The sequence below is a fragment of the Streptomyces sp. NPDC002566 genome (genome assembly GCF_042889585.1).
Classification (GTDB): Bacteria; Actinomycetota; Actinomycetes; order Streptomycetales; family Streptomycetaceae; genus Streptomyces.
Window position 1 is genome coordinate 270076 of record NZ_JBIARD010000005.1, and the last position, 15294, is coordinate 285369.

The window sequence follows — 15294 nt, forward strand, 5'->3', positions numbered from 1 at the left end:
GAACCGCTGCCGGCGGTCATAGATCGAGAACGGCGCGAAGCCCGATCTCGACCGCCTCCATCACCCGCTCCTCCACAGGGCCCAGGTCATTGGTGAAGCGGGTGGCGGCCAGCGTCCGGAACTCACCCAGCACGATGGTGCCGGAGGAGGGGGAGCTCACGGGGATGTCCACCAGTGTGGCCTCGCGCACCTGCTGCGGGTAGATCAACACGCAGGTCGCCGACTTATGCTGGTCGTTGAGGACATCGGAGGAGACCACCAGGACGTGTGCCGGCCCACCGGCGAAGCGCAGTTCGTAGACGTGCCCGCGCCTCATCGCCCCGCCACCCGGCCCCACCGCTCCAGCGTGGCCTCTTCATGCTCACCGGGCTCTGCGACCGTGGGCGTGATGTCGGCTTCGGCGCGCACCCGCGCCGACCTCTGTAGTTCCTCGGCGAGCATCTGCTGACGCAGTATGCGCGCCGTGTAGGCGGAGGCGTTGCCCTTGGCCTTCACGAATGCCGCCACATCGTCTGGCAGGCTCATCGTCATGTTAATCGTCATGCAGCCATCATACGATGCTCATGTGCCGTGGAGCGGAGGCTGTCGATGCGGGTCGTGACCTGGAACCTGTGGTGGCGCTTCGGGCCGTGGGAGGCGCGGCAGAAGGCGATCCTGTCCGTGCTGCGCGACCTGCGTCCCGACGTGGTCGGACTGCAGGAGGTGTGGGCCTCCGGCGGTGAGAACCAGGCGGAGTGGCTCGCCCGCGAACTGGGCCTGCACTGGGCCTGGGGCCCGTCCCCGTCCCCCGGGCGCTGGCGGCGCCGGATCGGGGACGCGTCCGTCGACGTCGGCAACGCGGTGCTGAGCCGCTGGCCGGTGGTCGAGCGGGAGGTGCTCGAACTGCCCGCGCCTGCCGACCTCGCCGACGGCCGCACCGCCCTGTACGCCCGCCTCGCCACCCCCGCCCACGACGTCCCGTTCTTCACCGCCCACCTCTCCTCGGCCCCGGCGGCCGCGGCCGTACGCCGCCAACAGGTCACCGCACTCGCCGAGTTCGTCGCCCGCCATCGCGGCGACACCCCCTTCCCGCCCGTGGTCACCGGCGACTTCAACGCCGTGCCGGACTCCGACGCGGTGCGCCTCTTCGGCGGCTACAAGACCGAGCCCGCGGTGCCCGGCCAAGTCCTGTACGACGCCTGGGAGTACGCCGACCCGACGGCCCCCTCCGCCACCTGGACCCCCGAGAACCCCTACGCGGCCCGCCTCCTGGAACCCCCCGCCCGCATCGACTACATCCACGTCGGCCTACCGGGCCCCTCGGGCGAGGGCCACATCCGCGCCGTCCGCCGCGCCGGCCACGGCCCCGTCGACGGCGTGTGGCCCTCGGACCACGCGGCGGTGGTCGCGGACCTGGCGGCGGACACCCCGCCAAGCGGCGATCCGTACAAGCGCCCCGCTCATTAACAAGAGTTTTGTTAATATGGCCCCATGGTTACCGTCCCCGACCCTGCCCCCGGTGAAGGTCCCGTCCGCCCGGTCTCCGTCTCCCTCCACGAAGGCACTATCGCTGCACTCAAGGCGCGCACCGGCAAACGCGGTATGTCCGCCTACGTTGAAGGCCTCATCCAGCGGCAGCTGGAGCGCGACCGGCTGCGTGAACTCATCGAGGACGCCGAAGCCGAGCACGGCCCCGTCGACCAGGCTGCGATCGATGCCAAGCGGGCGCTCCTGCGTGGCGACGCGGCCGGCTCGGCGGACGCCGCGTGAGCGGCACCCTCGTCCTGGACTGTGAGGGCCTGTCCAAACTCGTACGCCGCACACCCGAACTCACCGAGTGGTTGGCTGCCGCCGAGGCCGAGGACATCCGCGTCATCATCAGCTCCGTCACCCTCGTCGAAGCCCGCGACCCCAAAATCAACCAGGCCCGGTTCGATTACGCCGTCTCGCGCGTCAACGTCGTCCCACCCAGCGAAGCCATCGCCCGCCACGCCAGCAAGCTCCTCGCCGCAGCCGGACTCCATGGCCACAAACACGCCCTCGACGCCATCGTCGTAGCCACCGCAGTCACGTCACCCGCGCCCGTGACCATCCTGACCTCGGACCCCGAGGACCTGCTGATGCTGGGCGGCCCGGGTGTTCGTGTGATCAAGGTCTGACGTGGCCGTCTCAGTCCGGTGTCTCTCGCCAGTGGCGTGGGCACTTCGTCGTGGCCGCCTTCGGCCGGTCGGCGTCTATGACCTCGCGCATCCGGGGCAGCTCCGCGCCGCTGGACGCGTCCGTCTCCAGGTCCTCGCGGACCGGGACGACGAGCAGGAGGTGCTGCCCCTTTTCCCGTCAGAGGGATGCTTCAGTTCCGTCCCAGGAAGACCGGATTCGTGAACGCCGCCAACGCCCCCGGCACCGGCCCCGCCGCCACCTCGTGCCGTACCTCGGCCCGTACGTACGCCGCGTACGAAGGCGTCGTACGCCACTCCACGACCCCCGCGCCCGCCACCGGCAGCGGAGCGCTCGTGAACAGGACGCCCTGGTCGGTCACGAAACGGACCGTGCAGCGGGGCGCGCCGCGCACCTCCAGGCGGACGGTCACCGGCGCTTCCCGGTCCGCCTTCAGCCGCTCCCCGATGCCCGCCCGTTCGCCCCGGCCGTCCGTCGCGGTGAACGTCAGCGACACCCTGCTCGACTCGGCGACGTACGACCGCCCGGCGCGGATGCCCGCCAGGATGTCGTCGCGGGTCAGGTCTTCGGCCAGGACCACCGTCTGCGGCGACCCCACCGGATCCGGGTCCCGGTGCGCGTCGCTGTTGCCCATCGCCGGGATCCAGTCCTTACGGCCCTCCCGGGCCCCCGCCGCCAGCATCGCGTCCCAGTCGGCCAGCGCCACCTCGTCGTCCGGCGTGTACGGCCCGTTCCACACCTCCACCGCGTCCGCCTCCCCGAACCCGAACCGCCAGCCGCAGCCGACACACGTGGCGTGCGGGTGGGCCGGGACGACCAGGCCGCCCGCCCGTCTGATCCGGCGGGCGAACCGGCCGAAGCGGTTGTCGCGGGCCCGGTAACGCCAGTCGACGAAGGTGCCGGGATCCGTGCCCAGGGCGAGGACGTGGCCGTTGCGCGTGGTGACCTCCTCGCCCAGCAGGACCAGCAGGTCGTCGCCGGCCGCGTCCGCCCAGGCGCCGTGCCCCGCATGGGTGTTGTGCTCCGAGGTGTTGACGAAGTCCAGTCCCGCCGCCCGGGCCAGCGCGGCGATCTCGCCGGGTGTGCGGCGGCCGTCGGAGTGCCAGGAGTGCAGATGGCAGTCGCCCCGGTACCAGGCTCGCCCCCGGCCCCGCGCCCGCTCCGGCGGGTACACCGGCCGGGGGGTCTCGCCCCGCTCGCCGAAGGTCAGCGTGATCGTCAGCTCGTACGCCAGGCCCTGCGGCGCCACCGTGTAGGGGCCCAGCGCCACATGCCACGTGCCCTCGCGCACCGGTCCGGCGACATACCCGGGCGTCGCCTCGTCCGCCCGGACGAAGAACTCCGTGCGGGCGCCTCCCGACCAGCCCCGGAAGCCCTCTCCGCCGAGCTCCGTGCCCCGCTCGTCGAAGACGCCGACGTCGAGCGCGTTGCCGGGCGTGCCGGCGGGGACGGCGGGACGGTCGTAGGTGTACGACACCCTGAACTCCCGCACTCCCGGCGGGACGTCGACGGGGACATACACGAAGTCGGGGGAACCGGCGGGAAGCGTGCCCCGTACAGTCCTCGTCTGCTGCTCATGACCGTCGGCGGCCGAGGCGAAGCTCACGCCTGAGAGCGTAAGCGCGGCGGCGGCACCCGTCACGAAAAGCGCGCGTCTTCCGAGCCCTGCGTCGTCTTGGCACATGCCTGCAACCGTTCCCGGCGGACGTGAACTCCCCACGACGGGAAGGGAATCGACGGGCGGCGGGAGAGCGGAGCGTGCCGCCCCACTCTCTGATGCCGACCGGTCGGTATGGACAGTGGCTCCTTGCGGCGGTACAGATGAGGGCGACTCCCGCGTCGCCGAGTCGGACGAGACGAAAGGCCACTCATGCGCATCGCCGTCACGATCTTCCTCACCGATGAGACGATCACCCCGACCCGCCTCGCCCGTGAGCTGGAGGAACGCGGGTTCGCCGGCCTCTACCTGCCCGAGCACACCCACATCCCGGTGGAGCGGACCACGCCCTACCCCGCCGGTGGCGACCTGCCCCGCGAGTACGGCCGCACCCTGGACCCCTTCGTCGCCCTCGGCCAGGCGGCGGCCGTGACGGAGAACCTCGGCCTGGGCACCGGCATCACACTCGTCGCCCAACACGACCCGATCGGCCTCGCCAAGCAGATCGCGACCCTGGACCACCTGTCCGGCGGACGGTTCACCCTCGGCCTCGGCTACGGGTGGAACGTCGAGGAGGCCGCCGACCACGGCGTGGAGTGGCGCACCCGCCGTGAACTCGTCCGGGACCGGATGGCGGTGATGCGCGCCCTGTGGTCGGCGCGGCCCACCGCCTACCAGGGCCCCTACGCCTCCGTCCGCGCCAGCGACGCCCACCCCAAACCCGTCCAGCGGCCGCGCGGCCCGGTCGTCGGACCCCGCACCCTGATCGGCGGGGCGGCGGGACCCAAACTGTTCGCCCACATCGGCGAGTACGCCGACGGCTGGCTGCCGATCGGCGGGCGCGGCCTGTCCGAGTCGCTGCCCGTGCTGCGCGCCGCCTGGGCCGACGCCGGCCGCGACCCGTCCGCCCTCCAGGTCGTCCCGTACGCCGTCCAGCCGTCCCCCGGCAAGCTCGCGTACTACGCCGACCTGGGCATCGAGGAGGTCGTGCTGCAACTGCCCCCGGCGGGGGAGAAGGAGGTCCTGGGGGTGCTCGACGACTGTGCCCGGTACCTGCCCGCCGCCGGCGTCGTCGCGTGACGCCGGCCGGTCAGGCGTATCCGGGCGTCCCCGTCGGCCCTGATCAGCGCGAACGTATGCTCAAGAGATGACGAATTCCGCGACCTCCGGAACCGGACCCGCCGACCGCCCCGGCGGCGCAGGACCCACCGAGAACGCCCTGCGTCGCGCGCTCAAACGTGCCCGGGACGGCGTCGCCCTCGACGTCTCCGAGGCCGCGGTCCTGCTCCAGGCCCGCGGCGCGCACCTGGAGGACCTGGCCGCGTCCGCCGCCCGCGTCCGGGACGCGGGCCTGGAGGCGGCCGGCCGCCCCGGCGTCATCACCTACTCCAAGAGCGTCTTCATCCCCCTCACCCGGCTGTGCCGGGACAAGTGCCACTACTGCACCTTCGTCACCGTCCCCGGCAAGCTCCGCCGCGCCGGGCACGGCATGTTCATGTCCCCGGACGAGGTCCTCGACATCGCCCGCAAGGGCGCGGCCCTCGGCTGCAAGGAAGCCCTGATCACCCTCGGCGACAAGCCCGAGGACCGCTGGCCCGAGGCCCGCGAGTGGCTCGACGCGCACGGCTACGACGACACCATCGCCTACGTCCGCGCCGTCTCCGTCCGCATCCTGGAGGAGACGGGGCTGCTGCCCCACCTGAACCCGGGCGTGATGTCCTGGACCGACTTCCAGCGGCTCAAGCCCGTCGCGCCCAGCATGGGCATGATGCTGGAGACGACCGCGACCCGCCTGTGGTCGGAGCCCGGCGGCCCCCACCACGGCTCGCCGGACAAGGAGCCCGCCGTGCGGCTGCGCGTCCTGGAGGACGCCGGCCGCTCCTCCGTGCCCTTCACCTCCGGCGTCCTCATCGGGATCGGCGAGACCTACGAGGAGCGCGCCGAGTCGCTGTTCGCGCTGCGCAAGGTCTCGCGCGCCTACCACGGCATACAGGAACTGATCATCCAGAACTTCCGCGCCAAGCCGGACACCGCGATGCGCGGCATGCCCGACGCGGAACTCGACGAACTGGTCGCCACCGTCGCCGTCGCCCGGCACATCATGGGCCCGAGCGCCTGCCTCCAGGCGCCGCCCAACCTCGTCGACTCCGAGTACGAACGCCTCATCGGCGCCGGCATCGACGACTGGGGCGGCGTCTCGCCCCTCACCATCGACCACGTCAATCCCGAACGCCCCTGGCCGCAGATCGAGGAACTCGCCGCGAAGTCGGCGGCCGCCGGCTTCACCCTGCGCGAACGGCTGTGCGTCTACCCGGAGTTCGTCCAGCGCGGCGAGCCCTGGCTGGACCCGCGGCTGCGGCCGCACGTACGGGCGCTGGCCGACCCCGCGACCGGGCTCGCCCGTCCGGACGCCGTCGTCGAGGGGCTCCCGTGGCAGGAGCCGGAGGAGGCCTTCGAGGCGTCCGGCCGCACCGACCTGCACCGCACCATCGACACCGACGGCCGCACCTCCGACCGGCGTGACGACTTCGACGAGGTCTACGGCGACTGGGCCGCCCTGCGCGAGGCCGCCGCCCCCGGCATGGTCCCGCAGCGCATCGACACCGACGTACGGCAGGCGCTGGCCACGGCGGCCGACGATCCGACCCGGCTCACCGACGAGGAGGCCCTCGCCCTCCTGCACGCGGACGGGCCCGCCCTGGACGCCCTGTGCCAAGTCGCCGACGACGTACGCAAGTCGGCGGTCGGCGACGACGTCACCTACATCGTCACCCGCAACATCAACTTCACCAACGTCTGCTACACCGGCTGCCGTTTCTGCGCCTTCGCGCAGCGCCGCACCGACGCCGACGCCTACACCCTCTCCCTGGAGCAGGTCGCCGACCGCGCCCAACAGGCCTGGGACGTGGGCGCGGTGGAGGTCTGCATGCAGGGCGGCATCCACCCCGACCTGCCCGGCACCGCCTACTTCGACATCGCCAAGGCGGTCAAGGAACGCGTCCCCGGCATGCATGTGCACGCCTTCTCGCCGATGGAGGTCGTCAACGGCGCGACCCGCACCGGCATGTCGATCCGCGAGTGGCTGACGGCGGCGAAGGAGGCCGGCCTCGACTCCGTCCCCGGCACGGCCGCCGAGATCCTCGACGACGAGGTGCGCTGGATCCTGACCAAGGGCAAGCTGCCCACGGCGACCTGGATCGAGGTCATCACCACCGCCCACGAACTGGGCATCCGCTCCTCCTCGACGATGATGTACGGCCACGTCGACCAGCCGCGGCACTGGCTCGGCCATCTGCGCACCCTGGCCGGGATCCAGCAACGCACCGGCGGCTTCACGGAGTTCGTGACGCTCCCCTTCATCCACACCAACGCCCCGGTCTACCTCGCGGGCATCGCCCGCCCGGGACCGACGACAAGGGACAACCGGGCGGTCACCGCGATGGCCCGCCTCCTGCTGCACCCCTGGATCCCCAACATCCAGACCAGCTGGGTCAAGCTGGGCACGGAGGGCGCGGCCGAGATGCTCCGCTCCGGGGCGAACGACCTCGGCGGCACGCTGATGGAGGAGACCATCTCCCGGATGGCGGGCTCCTCCTACGGCTCCTACAAGTCGGTCAAGGACCTGATCGCCGTCGCCGACGCGGCCGGCCGCCCCTCCCGGCCCCGCACCACCCTGTACGGCGAGGTACCCGAGGAACGGCAGCGTGCGGCCACCGCCTCGGACGGCCATCTGCCCGAACTGCTCCCGGTGCTGGACTGAGCCCCCCGCGGACAGCGCGATCCGACGCCGGGCCGGGCATGGTTCCGGCGTCGGGCCGGGCGGTTCCGGCGTCGGATCGCGGGCCGGGGGACGGGAACCGGCGGCCGGGGGACGGGAACCCGGGGGCGGGAACCGCACAGTACGATGATCGGGCCCCGGAGGACGGGGCCCCGTACCTGAGGAGAGGTGCCCGTGGCTGCCCGACGGCTTCCCTCGTGGGCCTGGGTCACCGGTCTCACGGCCGGCGCGATCGTCGCCGTCGGCGCGCTGACGCTGCAGGCCGACAAGGGGGAGCGGCCGGCGGTGACGGCGGCCAAGCCCTCCGCGTCGGCTTCCGCGAGCCCCCGGCCCCCGGCGTCCGCGCCGTCCGCCCCGGCGAAGGCCGCCGTGCCCGAGGACTCCGGCACGGGCCGCCGTATCGTCTACTCCCTCCAGCAGCGCCGCGTCTGGCTGGTCGACGCCGACGACGCGGCCCGCCGCACCTTCCTCGTCTGGCCGGGCACCGTCGACCCCGACCCCGGCAACTACACGATCTCCCTGCGCAAGGACGCAACCACCGGCTCCGACGGTGTCGCGATCGAACACATCGTGTACTTCACCGTGAAGTCCGGCGTGAACGTCGCCTTCTCCAACGCCGTCGACGGCGCGTCCCCGAACCCGGCCGCCGGCGCCCAGACCGGCGGCATCCGCATGGCCAAGGCCGACGGCTCGGCCCTGTGGGCGTTCGGCGCGACGGGCACGAAGGTGCGCGTCGTCAACTGAGCGCGTCGGCGACCCTGCCCGTCCGTGACAGGCGGCCCCCGGCCGTGCCGGGCAGACCTCCTCTGCCGCTCCGGCCTCGTTCGATTACAGTGGCGAACGTCGTACGTACGGACGGTGCCGGGAGGACTTGGTGGGTGCGACAGCCGGCCCGGTCTGGGGCCGTACCGAACAGCAGGACTTCCGCAGCCGGGTGCGCGGCACGCTGCTGGGCGCCGCCGTCGGGGACGCCCTCGGCGCGCCCGTCGACCGGCTCGGCCTGGAGGAGATCCGGCAGGCCCACGGCCCCGAGGGCGTCGTCGACCTCGCACCCGTCCACGGCCGTCGCGGCGCCGTCACCCACCTCACCCAGCTCAGCCTGTTCACCGTGGACGGCCTGATCCGCGCCCAGGTCCGCCGGGACACCGGCGCCTGGCACCCGCCGACCGACCTGCACCGCGCCTACCTCAGATGGGCGGCCACCCAGCGCGACTGGGGCCCCGACCTGCGCCGCAAGGAGGACGGCTGGCTGGCCCACGAGGAGTGGCTGTACGTCCGCCGGGACCCGCCCCGCGCGCTGCTCCTAGGGCTCGGCGACGAGGTGATGGGCACCCTGGAGGCGCCCAAGAACCCCGACGGGACGGGCCCCGAGGCAGCCGCCCGGTCGGCGCCCTTCGGGCTGCTGGTCGGCTGGGAACCGCAGCTCGTCGCCCAGCTCGCCGTCGAGTGCGCGGCCCAGACCCACGGCCACCCCGTCGCGTACCTCTCCGCGGGCGCGTACGCCGTCACCGTGCACGCCCTCGCCCGCGGCGACAGTCTCGACGGTGCGGTGCAGCGGGCGCTCGCCGTGCTGGCCGCCCGCCCAGGGCACGAGCCCGTGTCGGAGGCGCTGCAGCACGCGCTCGGCGCGGTGCGGCAGGGGATGCCCGGCCCGGCGCGGGTGGCGGAGCTGGCGGGGGAGGGGACGGCGGCGGGGCTGCTGTCGGCGGCCGTGTACTGCGCCCTCGTCGCGGAGGACGTCCGGCACGGGCTGCGACTCGCGGTGAACCACGGCGCCCGCTCGGCACCGGCCGGCGCGCTGACCGGCGGGCTGCTCGGCGCGCTGCACGGCGAGACGGCCCTCCCGCCGGCCTGGGTGGCCGAGCTGGAGGGCCGTCCGACGATGCTGGAACTGTGCGACGACTTCGCGATGGAGATGACGCAGGGGCCGGCCCTCCACAGCCCCGCGGGGGCTTCCGCCGCCTGGTTGGCGCGTTATCCCCGGGGTGGGGTGGAGTGAGTTCTGTCGATGCCGGCCCGGGGGCTGCCGCCTCCGGGCCCCCGCTTCGGCCTGAACGGGCCTCGTCCTCAAACGCCGGACGGGCTTGAGGCGCCCTGCTCGCGCTCCGCTGCCGTCGTGCCCGTGCCGCCCCCGTCGCCGTTGACGCGGTCGATGATCGCTAGGCGTTCCGGGGTGTCCTCCGGCTTCAGGTAGCCGATCAGGATGTAGAGGACCAGGGAGACCGCCAGCGGCACCGAGACCTGGTACTGGAGGGGCACGCCGCCCTCGACGTTCCAGTTGATCGGGTAGTTGACCAGCCAGAAGGCGAGCAGGCCCATCGACCAGCTCGTCAGGGCCGCCGTCGGGCCGGAGCGGCGGAACGGGCGCAGCAGGCCGAGCATCATCGGGATCGCCATCGGGCCCATCAGCCCGGCCACCCACTTGATCACCACGGTGATGATGTCCTTGAACGCGGGGGAGTTGACCTGGGTCGCGGCCGCCATGGACAGCCCGAGGAAGACGACCGTGGCGATCCGCGCCACCCGCAGGCCCTGCCCCTCGCTCCAGGTGCGCGCCCTGCGCCACACCACCGGCGCGCAGTCCCGGGTGAAGACGGCGGCGATGGCGTTGGCGTCGGAGGAGCACATGGCCATCGTGTGGGAGAAGAAGCCGACGATGACGAGGCCCAACAGGCCGTGCGGCAGGAGCTGTTCGGTCATCAGGGCGTAGGAGTCGGAGCCGTTCGGCTTCTGCGACTTCACCAGCAGCGGTGACATCCACATGGGGAAGAACAGCGCCAGCGGCCACACCAGCCACAGCACCGCCGACAGCCGTGCCGAGCGGGCGGCCTCCCGCGGGGTGGCGGTGGCCATGTACCGCTGGGCCTGGTTGAGCATGCCGCCGTTGTACTCGAACAGCTTGATGAACAGGAAGGCCAGCAGGAAGACCACGCCGTAGTCGCCGACCAGCGGCTCCGCGTGGCCCTTCAGGGCCGGCTCGTCCCACGCGCTGACCGGCCCGAGGCCCTTGTCGTCGAGTTCGGCCAGAACCGCGACGAACATCGCGACGCCCGCGAGCAGTTGGATGACGAACTGCCCCAACTCGGTGAGCGCGTCCGCCCACAGCCCGCCGATCGTGCAGTACACGGCCGTGATGCCGCCCGTGATCAGGATGCCCTGGTTGAGGGAGATGCCGGTGAAGACGGACAACAGGGTCGCGATGGCGGCCCACTTGGCGCCCACGTCCACGATCTTCAGCAGCATCCCGGACCAGGCGAGCGCCTGCTGCGTCTTCAGGTCGTAGCGGTTCTTCAGGTACTCCAGCGGGGAGGCGACATGGAGGCGCGAGCGCAGCCGGTTGATGCGGGGCGCGAAGAGCTTGGACCCGATGGCGATGCCGATCGCGATGGGGAAGGACCAGGTGACGAAGGAGGTGACGCCGTAGGTGTAGGCGATCCCGGCGTACCCGGTGAACATGACCGCGCTGTAGCCGGACATGTGGTGCGAGATGCCCGACAGCCACCACGGCATCCTGCCGCCCGCGGTGAAGAAGTCGCTGACGTCGTCCACGCGTTTGTGGGACCAGAAGCCGATGGCGACCATCACGCCGAAGTAGCCGATGAGCACGGCCCAGTCGAGACCGTTCATGTGCGCCCTCCCAGGGATCAGCCCGGCGCTCATCGTGGGCGCTGTCGCGTGAACACGACAAGTAACCGTAGGGTCAAAGGGAGGTAAAGCTATTCGTCATGGTGTCCTGTGTTCACTCACATGAACCGATGCGAGGGTTCACCGACAGCCCACCGCAAGGCCCACCTCAGGGCTCACCTCATCAGCTCCCCCGCGTTGACCAGCAGCGACTGGCCGGTGATCGCCCGAGCCCGGTCCGACGCCAGGAACACCGCCGCGTCCGCCACATCCGCGTCCGTGGCCAGCTCCGGCAGCGCCATCCGCTCCGCCAGCCGCCCGAGCACCACCTCCTCGGCCACCCCCTCCGTCGCCGCCGTGAACTGCACGTACGCCCGCACCGGCGGCCCCCACATCCACCCCGGCAGCACGGTGTTGACCCGGATCCGGGACGGCCCCAGCTCCCGCGCCAGCGAGTACATCGCGCTGGTCAGCGCCCCCTTCGACGCCGCGTACGCCGCCTGGCGCACCTGCGAGGGCGCGGCCACCGCCGACTGCGTCCCGATGAACACCACCGAACCGCCCCGCGCCCGCAGCCCCTCCAGGCAGGCCCGCGTCATCCGCAGCGACCCCAGCAGGTTCACGTCGATGACCGACTGCCAGGTCGCGAAGTCCGCGTCCTCCAGCCCGCCGAAGTAGGAGTCCCAGGCCGCCACGTGCACCACGGCGTCGATCCCGCCGAACCGCTCCACCGCCAGCCCGGCCAGCGCAGCGCACTGCTCCTCGTCGGTGACGTCCGTCGCCCGGTACGCGGTGTGCGTCCCGTCCGGGTCGATCTCCGCCGCGCTCTTGGCGAGGTTCGCCTCCGTCCGCGCCCCCAGCACCGCGGCGCCGCCGTCCCGTACGACCGCGGCGGCGACCTGGTGACCGAGCCCGGCGCCGACTCCCGAGACGACGACGGTCTTGCCGGTGAGCAGGGACATCGGGACCTCCCGGGTCTGGCGCATCATCTGATGGGGCGTCAGAGTATGGGCGACCGCAGGAGGACGGAAGAGGACGGAAGGGAACGCCATGAGCGAGGAGACCCGCAGCGAGACCTACGCCGAACTGGCCGCCGTCGGCCCCTACGGGGTCCACCCCGGCCACGCCCTGATCACCATGGTCGAACCCCACCCCGGCCATGAGTACGCCTACAACCGCTGGTACGAGGACGACCACTACTACGCCGGCGCGATGGCCATGCCCTGGATGTACGCGGGCCGCCGCTGGGTCGCCACCCGAGACCTCCAGCTCCTGCGCGCCCCCGAGAAGTCGGCCATCGCCCAGCCCGTCACCGCCGGCTGCTACCTCTCCACCTACTGGATCACCGACGGCCGCTACGACGACCACATGCGCTGGACGGTCGCCATCAACAAGCGCCTCAACCGGGACGCCCGCGTCTACCGCGACCGCACCCACGTCTTCACCGCGTTCCAGGACCACGAGACGACCGTCTACCGCGACGGCGCGGCCGGCCCCCGCGACTTCCACGCCCTCGACCACCCCTACGCCGGACTGGTCCTCCAGGTCGTCGACGCCGACACCCCCGAGCAGCGCCCCGCCCTCCTGGACTGGCTGCGCACCCGCCTGCTCCCCCGGCGTCTCGCCGGCTCACCGGCGGCGATGGTGACCGTCTTCCGCCCGACCCCCCTCCCCGGCGACCGCATGACCTACGTCAAGCAGGTCGAGGGCGTCGGCACCCGGCTGACCCTGCTGTGGTTCCTGCAGAGCGACCCCAGGGACTGCTGGGACGCCCACTTCGCCGACCTGGAGACGGCGGTGGGGGAGTCGGGCCTCGGACGGCTGGAACTGCTGGCGCCCTTCATCCCGACGGTCCCCGGCACGGACGCGTACGTGGCCGACCTGCGCTGACCGGCCCCGGGCGGCGACGCCCGCTCCGGCCGGCGGTCACCGGGACGGGAACGTCACCGCATCTCGTCCGGGCAAGGCGTCCCCCGGGGCAGCTCGTACGGCGCGGCAAGGCGATACGTCCCCGCCCGGGGGGCGACCAGCATCGTCCACTTGTCGCCCTCCCTGTCCTCCTCGGTCTCGAAGAGGCACCCGTTGAGGTTGTCGTACGTCTTGGCCTCGCCCTCGGAGCGGTCCTTGGACGCCTGGGTCTCCTGCGGCGGCTCCAGCTTCTCGCCCTCCGAGTCGACGATGCTCAGCCACGGCGAGTACGGGATCTTGATCAGCACCCGCCCGGCCTTCCGCACGTCCACCGTCAGCTCACCCTGCGCCGCCCGCTGCACGACGGCGTTCGGCTCCGCGAGGGACGCGGGGTCCTTCACCCGGAACAGCTGCCAGTTGGCGTCGCCCCAGATCTGCTCCAGGAACGGCAGCCCGCGCTGCAGCAGCGCACGCTCTCGCTGCCCGCCGTCCCCGTCGGGCTCGTCCTTCGGCAGGACCACGAAGTGCACGGCCCACCGCTGGAGCCACTGGTGGTAGTTCGCGGAGTTGAGGGTGTCGTCGTAGAAGAGGGGGTTGCGCTTCATGTCGGCCTGGCGGTTCCAGCCGCGGGCCAGGTTCACGTACGGCGCGAGCGCGGACGCCTCCCGGTGCGAGCGGGCCGGCACGACCTCCACCCGGCCCCGCTCGGCGCCGACCTCCTGGAGTTCGTTGACCAGCGGCGCCAGCTCGCGCGCCCAGGACGCCCTCGGCGTCGTGTGGATGATGTCGTCGACCGTCTTGAAGCCGACGAAGCCGACGAACACGGCCGTGGTCAGCACGATCGCGTACCACTTGCGGGTCTTCGGGGCCGCGAACGGCAGCGCCGCCATCAGCACCACACCCGCGAACAGCATCGGCAGCCGCGTGATGTTCGAGCCGATCTGCGAGCTCACGATCCACACCAGGAGCACCGCGGTCCCGTACACCGCCGCCGTGATCCGCACGGTCGTCCAGTCCTGCGGGACGGCGACGTAGACCACCACCGAGAACAGGATCGGCAGCACGGTCGAGCCGAACAGCATCGGCTGGGTGCCGGAGAACGGGAACAGCCAGGCGGACAGCGCCACGACCACCGCCGGGGCGAGGCCCAGCGCCCACGCGCCCGGCCGCCGCTTCTGCAGGAACATCGCGACGGCGACCAGCCCCACGAACAGGCCCGCCACCGGCGAGCCCATCGTGGCGAGCGCGGCCAGCGGCGCGGCGCACAGCGCCTTCGCCCACCGCTTGTAGCGCCAGCGGTGCGGCCAGCAGAACACGACGGCGACCGCGCCGAGCGCGAACATGGTGCCGAGCCCGAAGGTGACCCGCCCCGAGATCGCGTTGCACAGCAGCCCGAACACGCCCGCCAGCGCCGGCGGCAGGGGGTCCCGTACCGGCCGGCAGCGCAGCAGGATCAGCGTCAGCAGCCCCGCCGAGATCGTCCCGGCGATCATCATCGTCGTACGGACGCCGAGCACGGACATCAGATACGGCGACACCACGCTGTACGACACCGGGTGCATCCCGCCGTACCAGGCGAGGTTGTACGCGGAGTCGGGGTGCCGGCCGACGAACTCGGCCCACGCGTCCTGCGCCGCCAGGTCCCCGCCGCTGTTCGCGAACGTGAAGAACCAGATGACGTGGAGGAGACCGGACAGCAGGGTCACGGACAGCACGAGATGCCGCCGGCACCAGGCGCGCGCCCGCTCGGCGACGCCGCCCGGAGCAGCGGTGGGCTCGGGGGCGGTCTCCTGCGGGGCGGTCTCCTGCGGGGCGGCGGTGGTGTTCCGCGGGCCGGCAGGCTCGGCGTCGGGTTTCACGGGGTCACCGGAGGCGAGGTCGTCGTCGGGGGTGTCCGGGGCGCCTGAGGCGTCTGGGGCAGCGGGGGCCGGGCGGGTGTCACGGTCGTGGTCGCCCGCCTGCGGCGCGGGCAGGCGCACCCGTGTGTCGTCGGCGCGTCTCGGCTCCGCAGTGGCCACCTGAAGGCACTCCCCGTGTCCCGTCTTCCCGTCCTCGGCCGCGTCGCGTCCGCGCCCGCTGCACGGCCGCGTCGCCACGACCGCCGACCTGTCCCGGTTCCGGACGCTAGCACGCACCCCGCCGGGCGGCTGCCCGGCGGGGTGCGTGAGGG

At 72.4% G+C, this 15294-nt stretch carries 14 protein-coding genes; 8 read left to right on the forward strand and 6 right to left on the reverse strand.

All coding sequences use genetic code 11. The features are described 5' to 3' along the window. Nucleotides 1-16: 16 nt before the first annotated feature. Together ACFYXA_RS22775 and ACFYXA_RS22780 are read right to left on the reverse strand one after the other, a co-directional pair. Nucleotides 17-316 (reverse strand): type II toxin-antitoxin system PemK/MazF family toxin, encoded by a 300-nt coding sequence (locus ACFYXA_RS22775; protein ID WP_352246468.1) that lies wholly within the window; start codon nt 314-316, stop codon nt 17-19. After that, nucleotides 313-543, reverse strand: coding sequence for a hypothetical protein (locus ACFYXA_RS22780; protein ID WP_352246467.1), 231 nt, complete (start codon nt 541-543; stop codon nt 313-315). The genes ACFYXA_RS22775 and ACFYXA_RS22780 overlap by 4 nt, the downstream gene beginning before the upstream one ends. Before the next feature lie 45 nt (nt 544-588). Here ACFYXA_RS22780 and ACFYXA_RS22785 point away from each other — a divergent pair, with 45 nt between their 5' ends. Genes ACFYXA_RS22785 through ACFYXA_RS22795 form a run of 3 tightly spaced genes read left to right on the forward strand, consistent with a single transcriptional unit; the run spans nt 589 to nt 2138 of the window. Further along, nucleotides 589-1446: an endonuclease/exonuclease/phosphatase family protein gene (locus tag ACFYXA_RS22785; protein ID WP_389035617.1), complete on the forward strand. Its 858-nt coding sequence runs from the start codon at nt 589-591 to the stop codon at nt 1444-1446. Nucleotides 1447-1470: 24 nt separating this feature from the next. Further along, nucleotides 1471-1749 carry a hypothetical protein gene (locus ACFYXA_RS22790; RefSeq protein ID WP_389035620.1) on the forward strand — a complete coding sequence of 93 codons (279 nt, stop codon included), beginning with the start codon at nt 1471-1473 and terminating at the stop codon, nt 1747-1749. Next, nucleotides 1746-2138: a PIN domain-containing protein gene (locus ACFYXA_RS22795; protein WP_352246464.1), complete on the forward strand. Its 393-nt coding sequence runs from the start codon at nt 1746-1748 to the stop codon at nt 2136-2138. Before ACFYXA_RS22790 ends, ACFYXA_RS22795 begins: the two co-directional genes overlap by 4 nt. 191 nt (nt 2139-2329) lie before the next feature. Here the strand turns inward: ACFYXA_RS22795 and ACFYXA_RS22800 are convergent, their stop codons facing one another. Then, complete coding sequence (locus ACFYXA_RS22800) at nt 2330-3841, reverse strand: CehA/McbA family metallohydrolase (RefSeq protein WP_352246463.1); 1512 nt, start codon at nt 3839-3841, stop codon at nt 2330-2332. Between the two features lie 186 nt (nt 3842-4027). Here ACFYXA_RS22800 and ACFYXA_RS22805 point away from each other — a divergent pair, with 186 nt between their 5' ends. The 4 genes from ACFYXA_RS22805 to ACFYXA_RS22820 all read left to right on the forward strand — a co-directional run bounded on the left by ACFYXA_RS22805 (nt 4028) and on the right by ACFYXA_RS22820 (nt 9591). Further along, entirely contained in the window at nt 4028-4894 is an 867-nt protein-coding gene (locus ACFYXA_RS22805; protein ID WP_389035624.1) for an LLM class F420-dependent oxidoreductase, read from the forward strand. A 67-nt stretch (nt 4895-4961) separates the two neighbouring features. Next, complete coding sequence (locus tag ACFYXA_RS22810) at nt 4962-7574, forward strand: bifunctional FO biosynthesis protein CofGH (protein WP_389035627.1); 2613 nt, start codon at nt 4962-4964, stop codon at nt 7572-7574. Between the two features lie 186 nt (nt 7575-7760). Beyond that, nucleotides 7761-8336 (forward strand): hypothetical protein, encoded by a 576-nt coding sequence (locus tag ACFYXA_RS22815; RefSeq protein ID WP_352246460.1) that lies wholly within the window; start codon nt 7761-7763, stop codon nt 8334-8336. A 130-nt stretch (nt 8337-8466) separates the two neighbouring features. Beyond that, on the forward strand, nt 8467-9591 hold the full coding sequence (locus ACFYXA_RS22820) for an ADP-ribosylglycohydrolase family protein (RefSeq protein WP_352246459.1): 1125 nt from the start codon (nt 8467-8469) through the stop codon (nt 9589-9591). Between the two features lie 68 nt (nt 9592-9659). Here the strand turns inward: ACFYXA_RS22820 and ACFYXA_RS22825 are convergent, their stop codons facing one another. Together ACFYXA_RS22825 and ACFYXA_RS22830 are read right to left on the reverse strand one after the other, a co-directional pair. After that, complete coding sequence (locus ACFYXA_RS22825) at nt 9660-11219, reverse strand: sodium:solute symporter family protein (protein WP_389035633.1); 1560 nt, start codon at nt 11217-11219, stop codon at nt 9660-9662. Between the two features lie 173 nt (nt 11220-11392). Then, a complete protein-coding gene (locus tag ACFYXA_RS22830) occupies nt 11393-12178 on the reverse strand; it encodes an SDR family oxidoreductase (RefSeq protein WP_389035636.1) in 786 nt (261 codons plus the stop codon). An 88-nt stretch (nt 12179-12266) separates the two neighbouring features. On the opposite strand from ACFYXA_RS22830, the gene ACFYXA_RS22835 reads away from it, so the two are divergent. Then, entirely contained in the window at nt 12267-13106 is an 840-nt protein-coding gene (locus ACFYXA_RS22835) for a hypothetical protein (protein ID WP_352246456.1), read from the forward strand. Nucleotides 13107-13159: 53 nt separating this feature from the next. Here ACFYXA_RS22835 and ACFYXA_RS22840 read toward each other — a convergent pair whose 3' ends face one another. After that, nucleotides 13160-15142: an MFS transporter gene (locus tag ACFYXA_RS22840; RefSeq protein ID WP_389035641.1), complete on the reverse strand. Its 1983-nt coding sequence runs from the start codon at nt 15140-15142 to the stop codon at nt 13160-13162. Nucleotides 15143-15294: the final 152 nt, after the last annotated feature.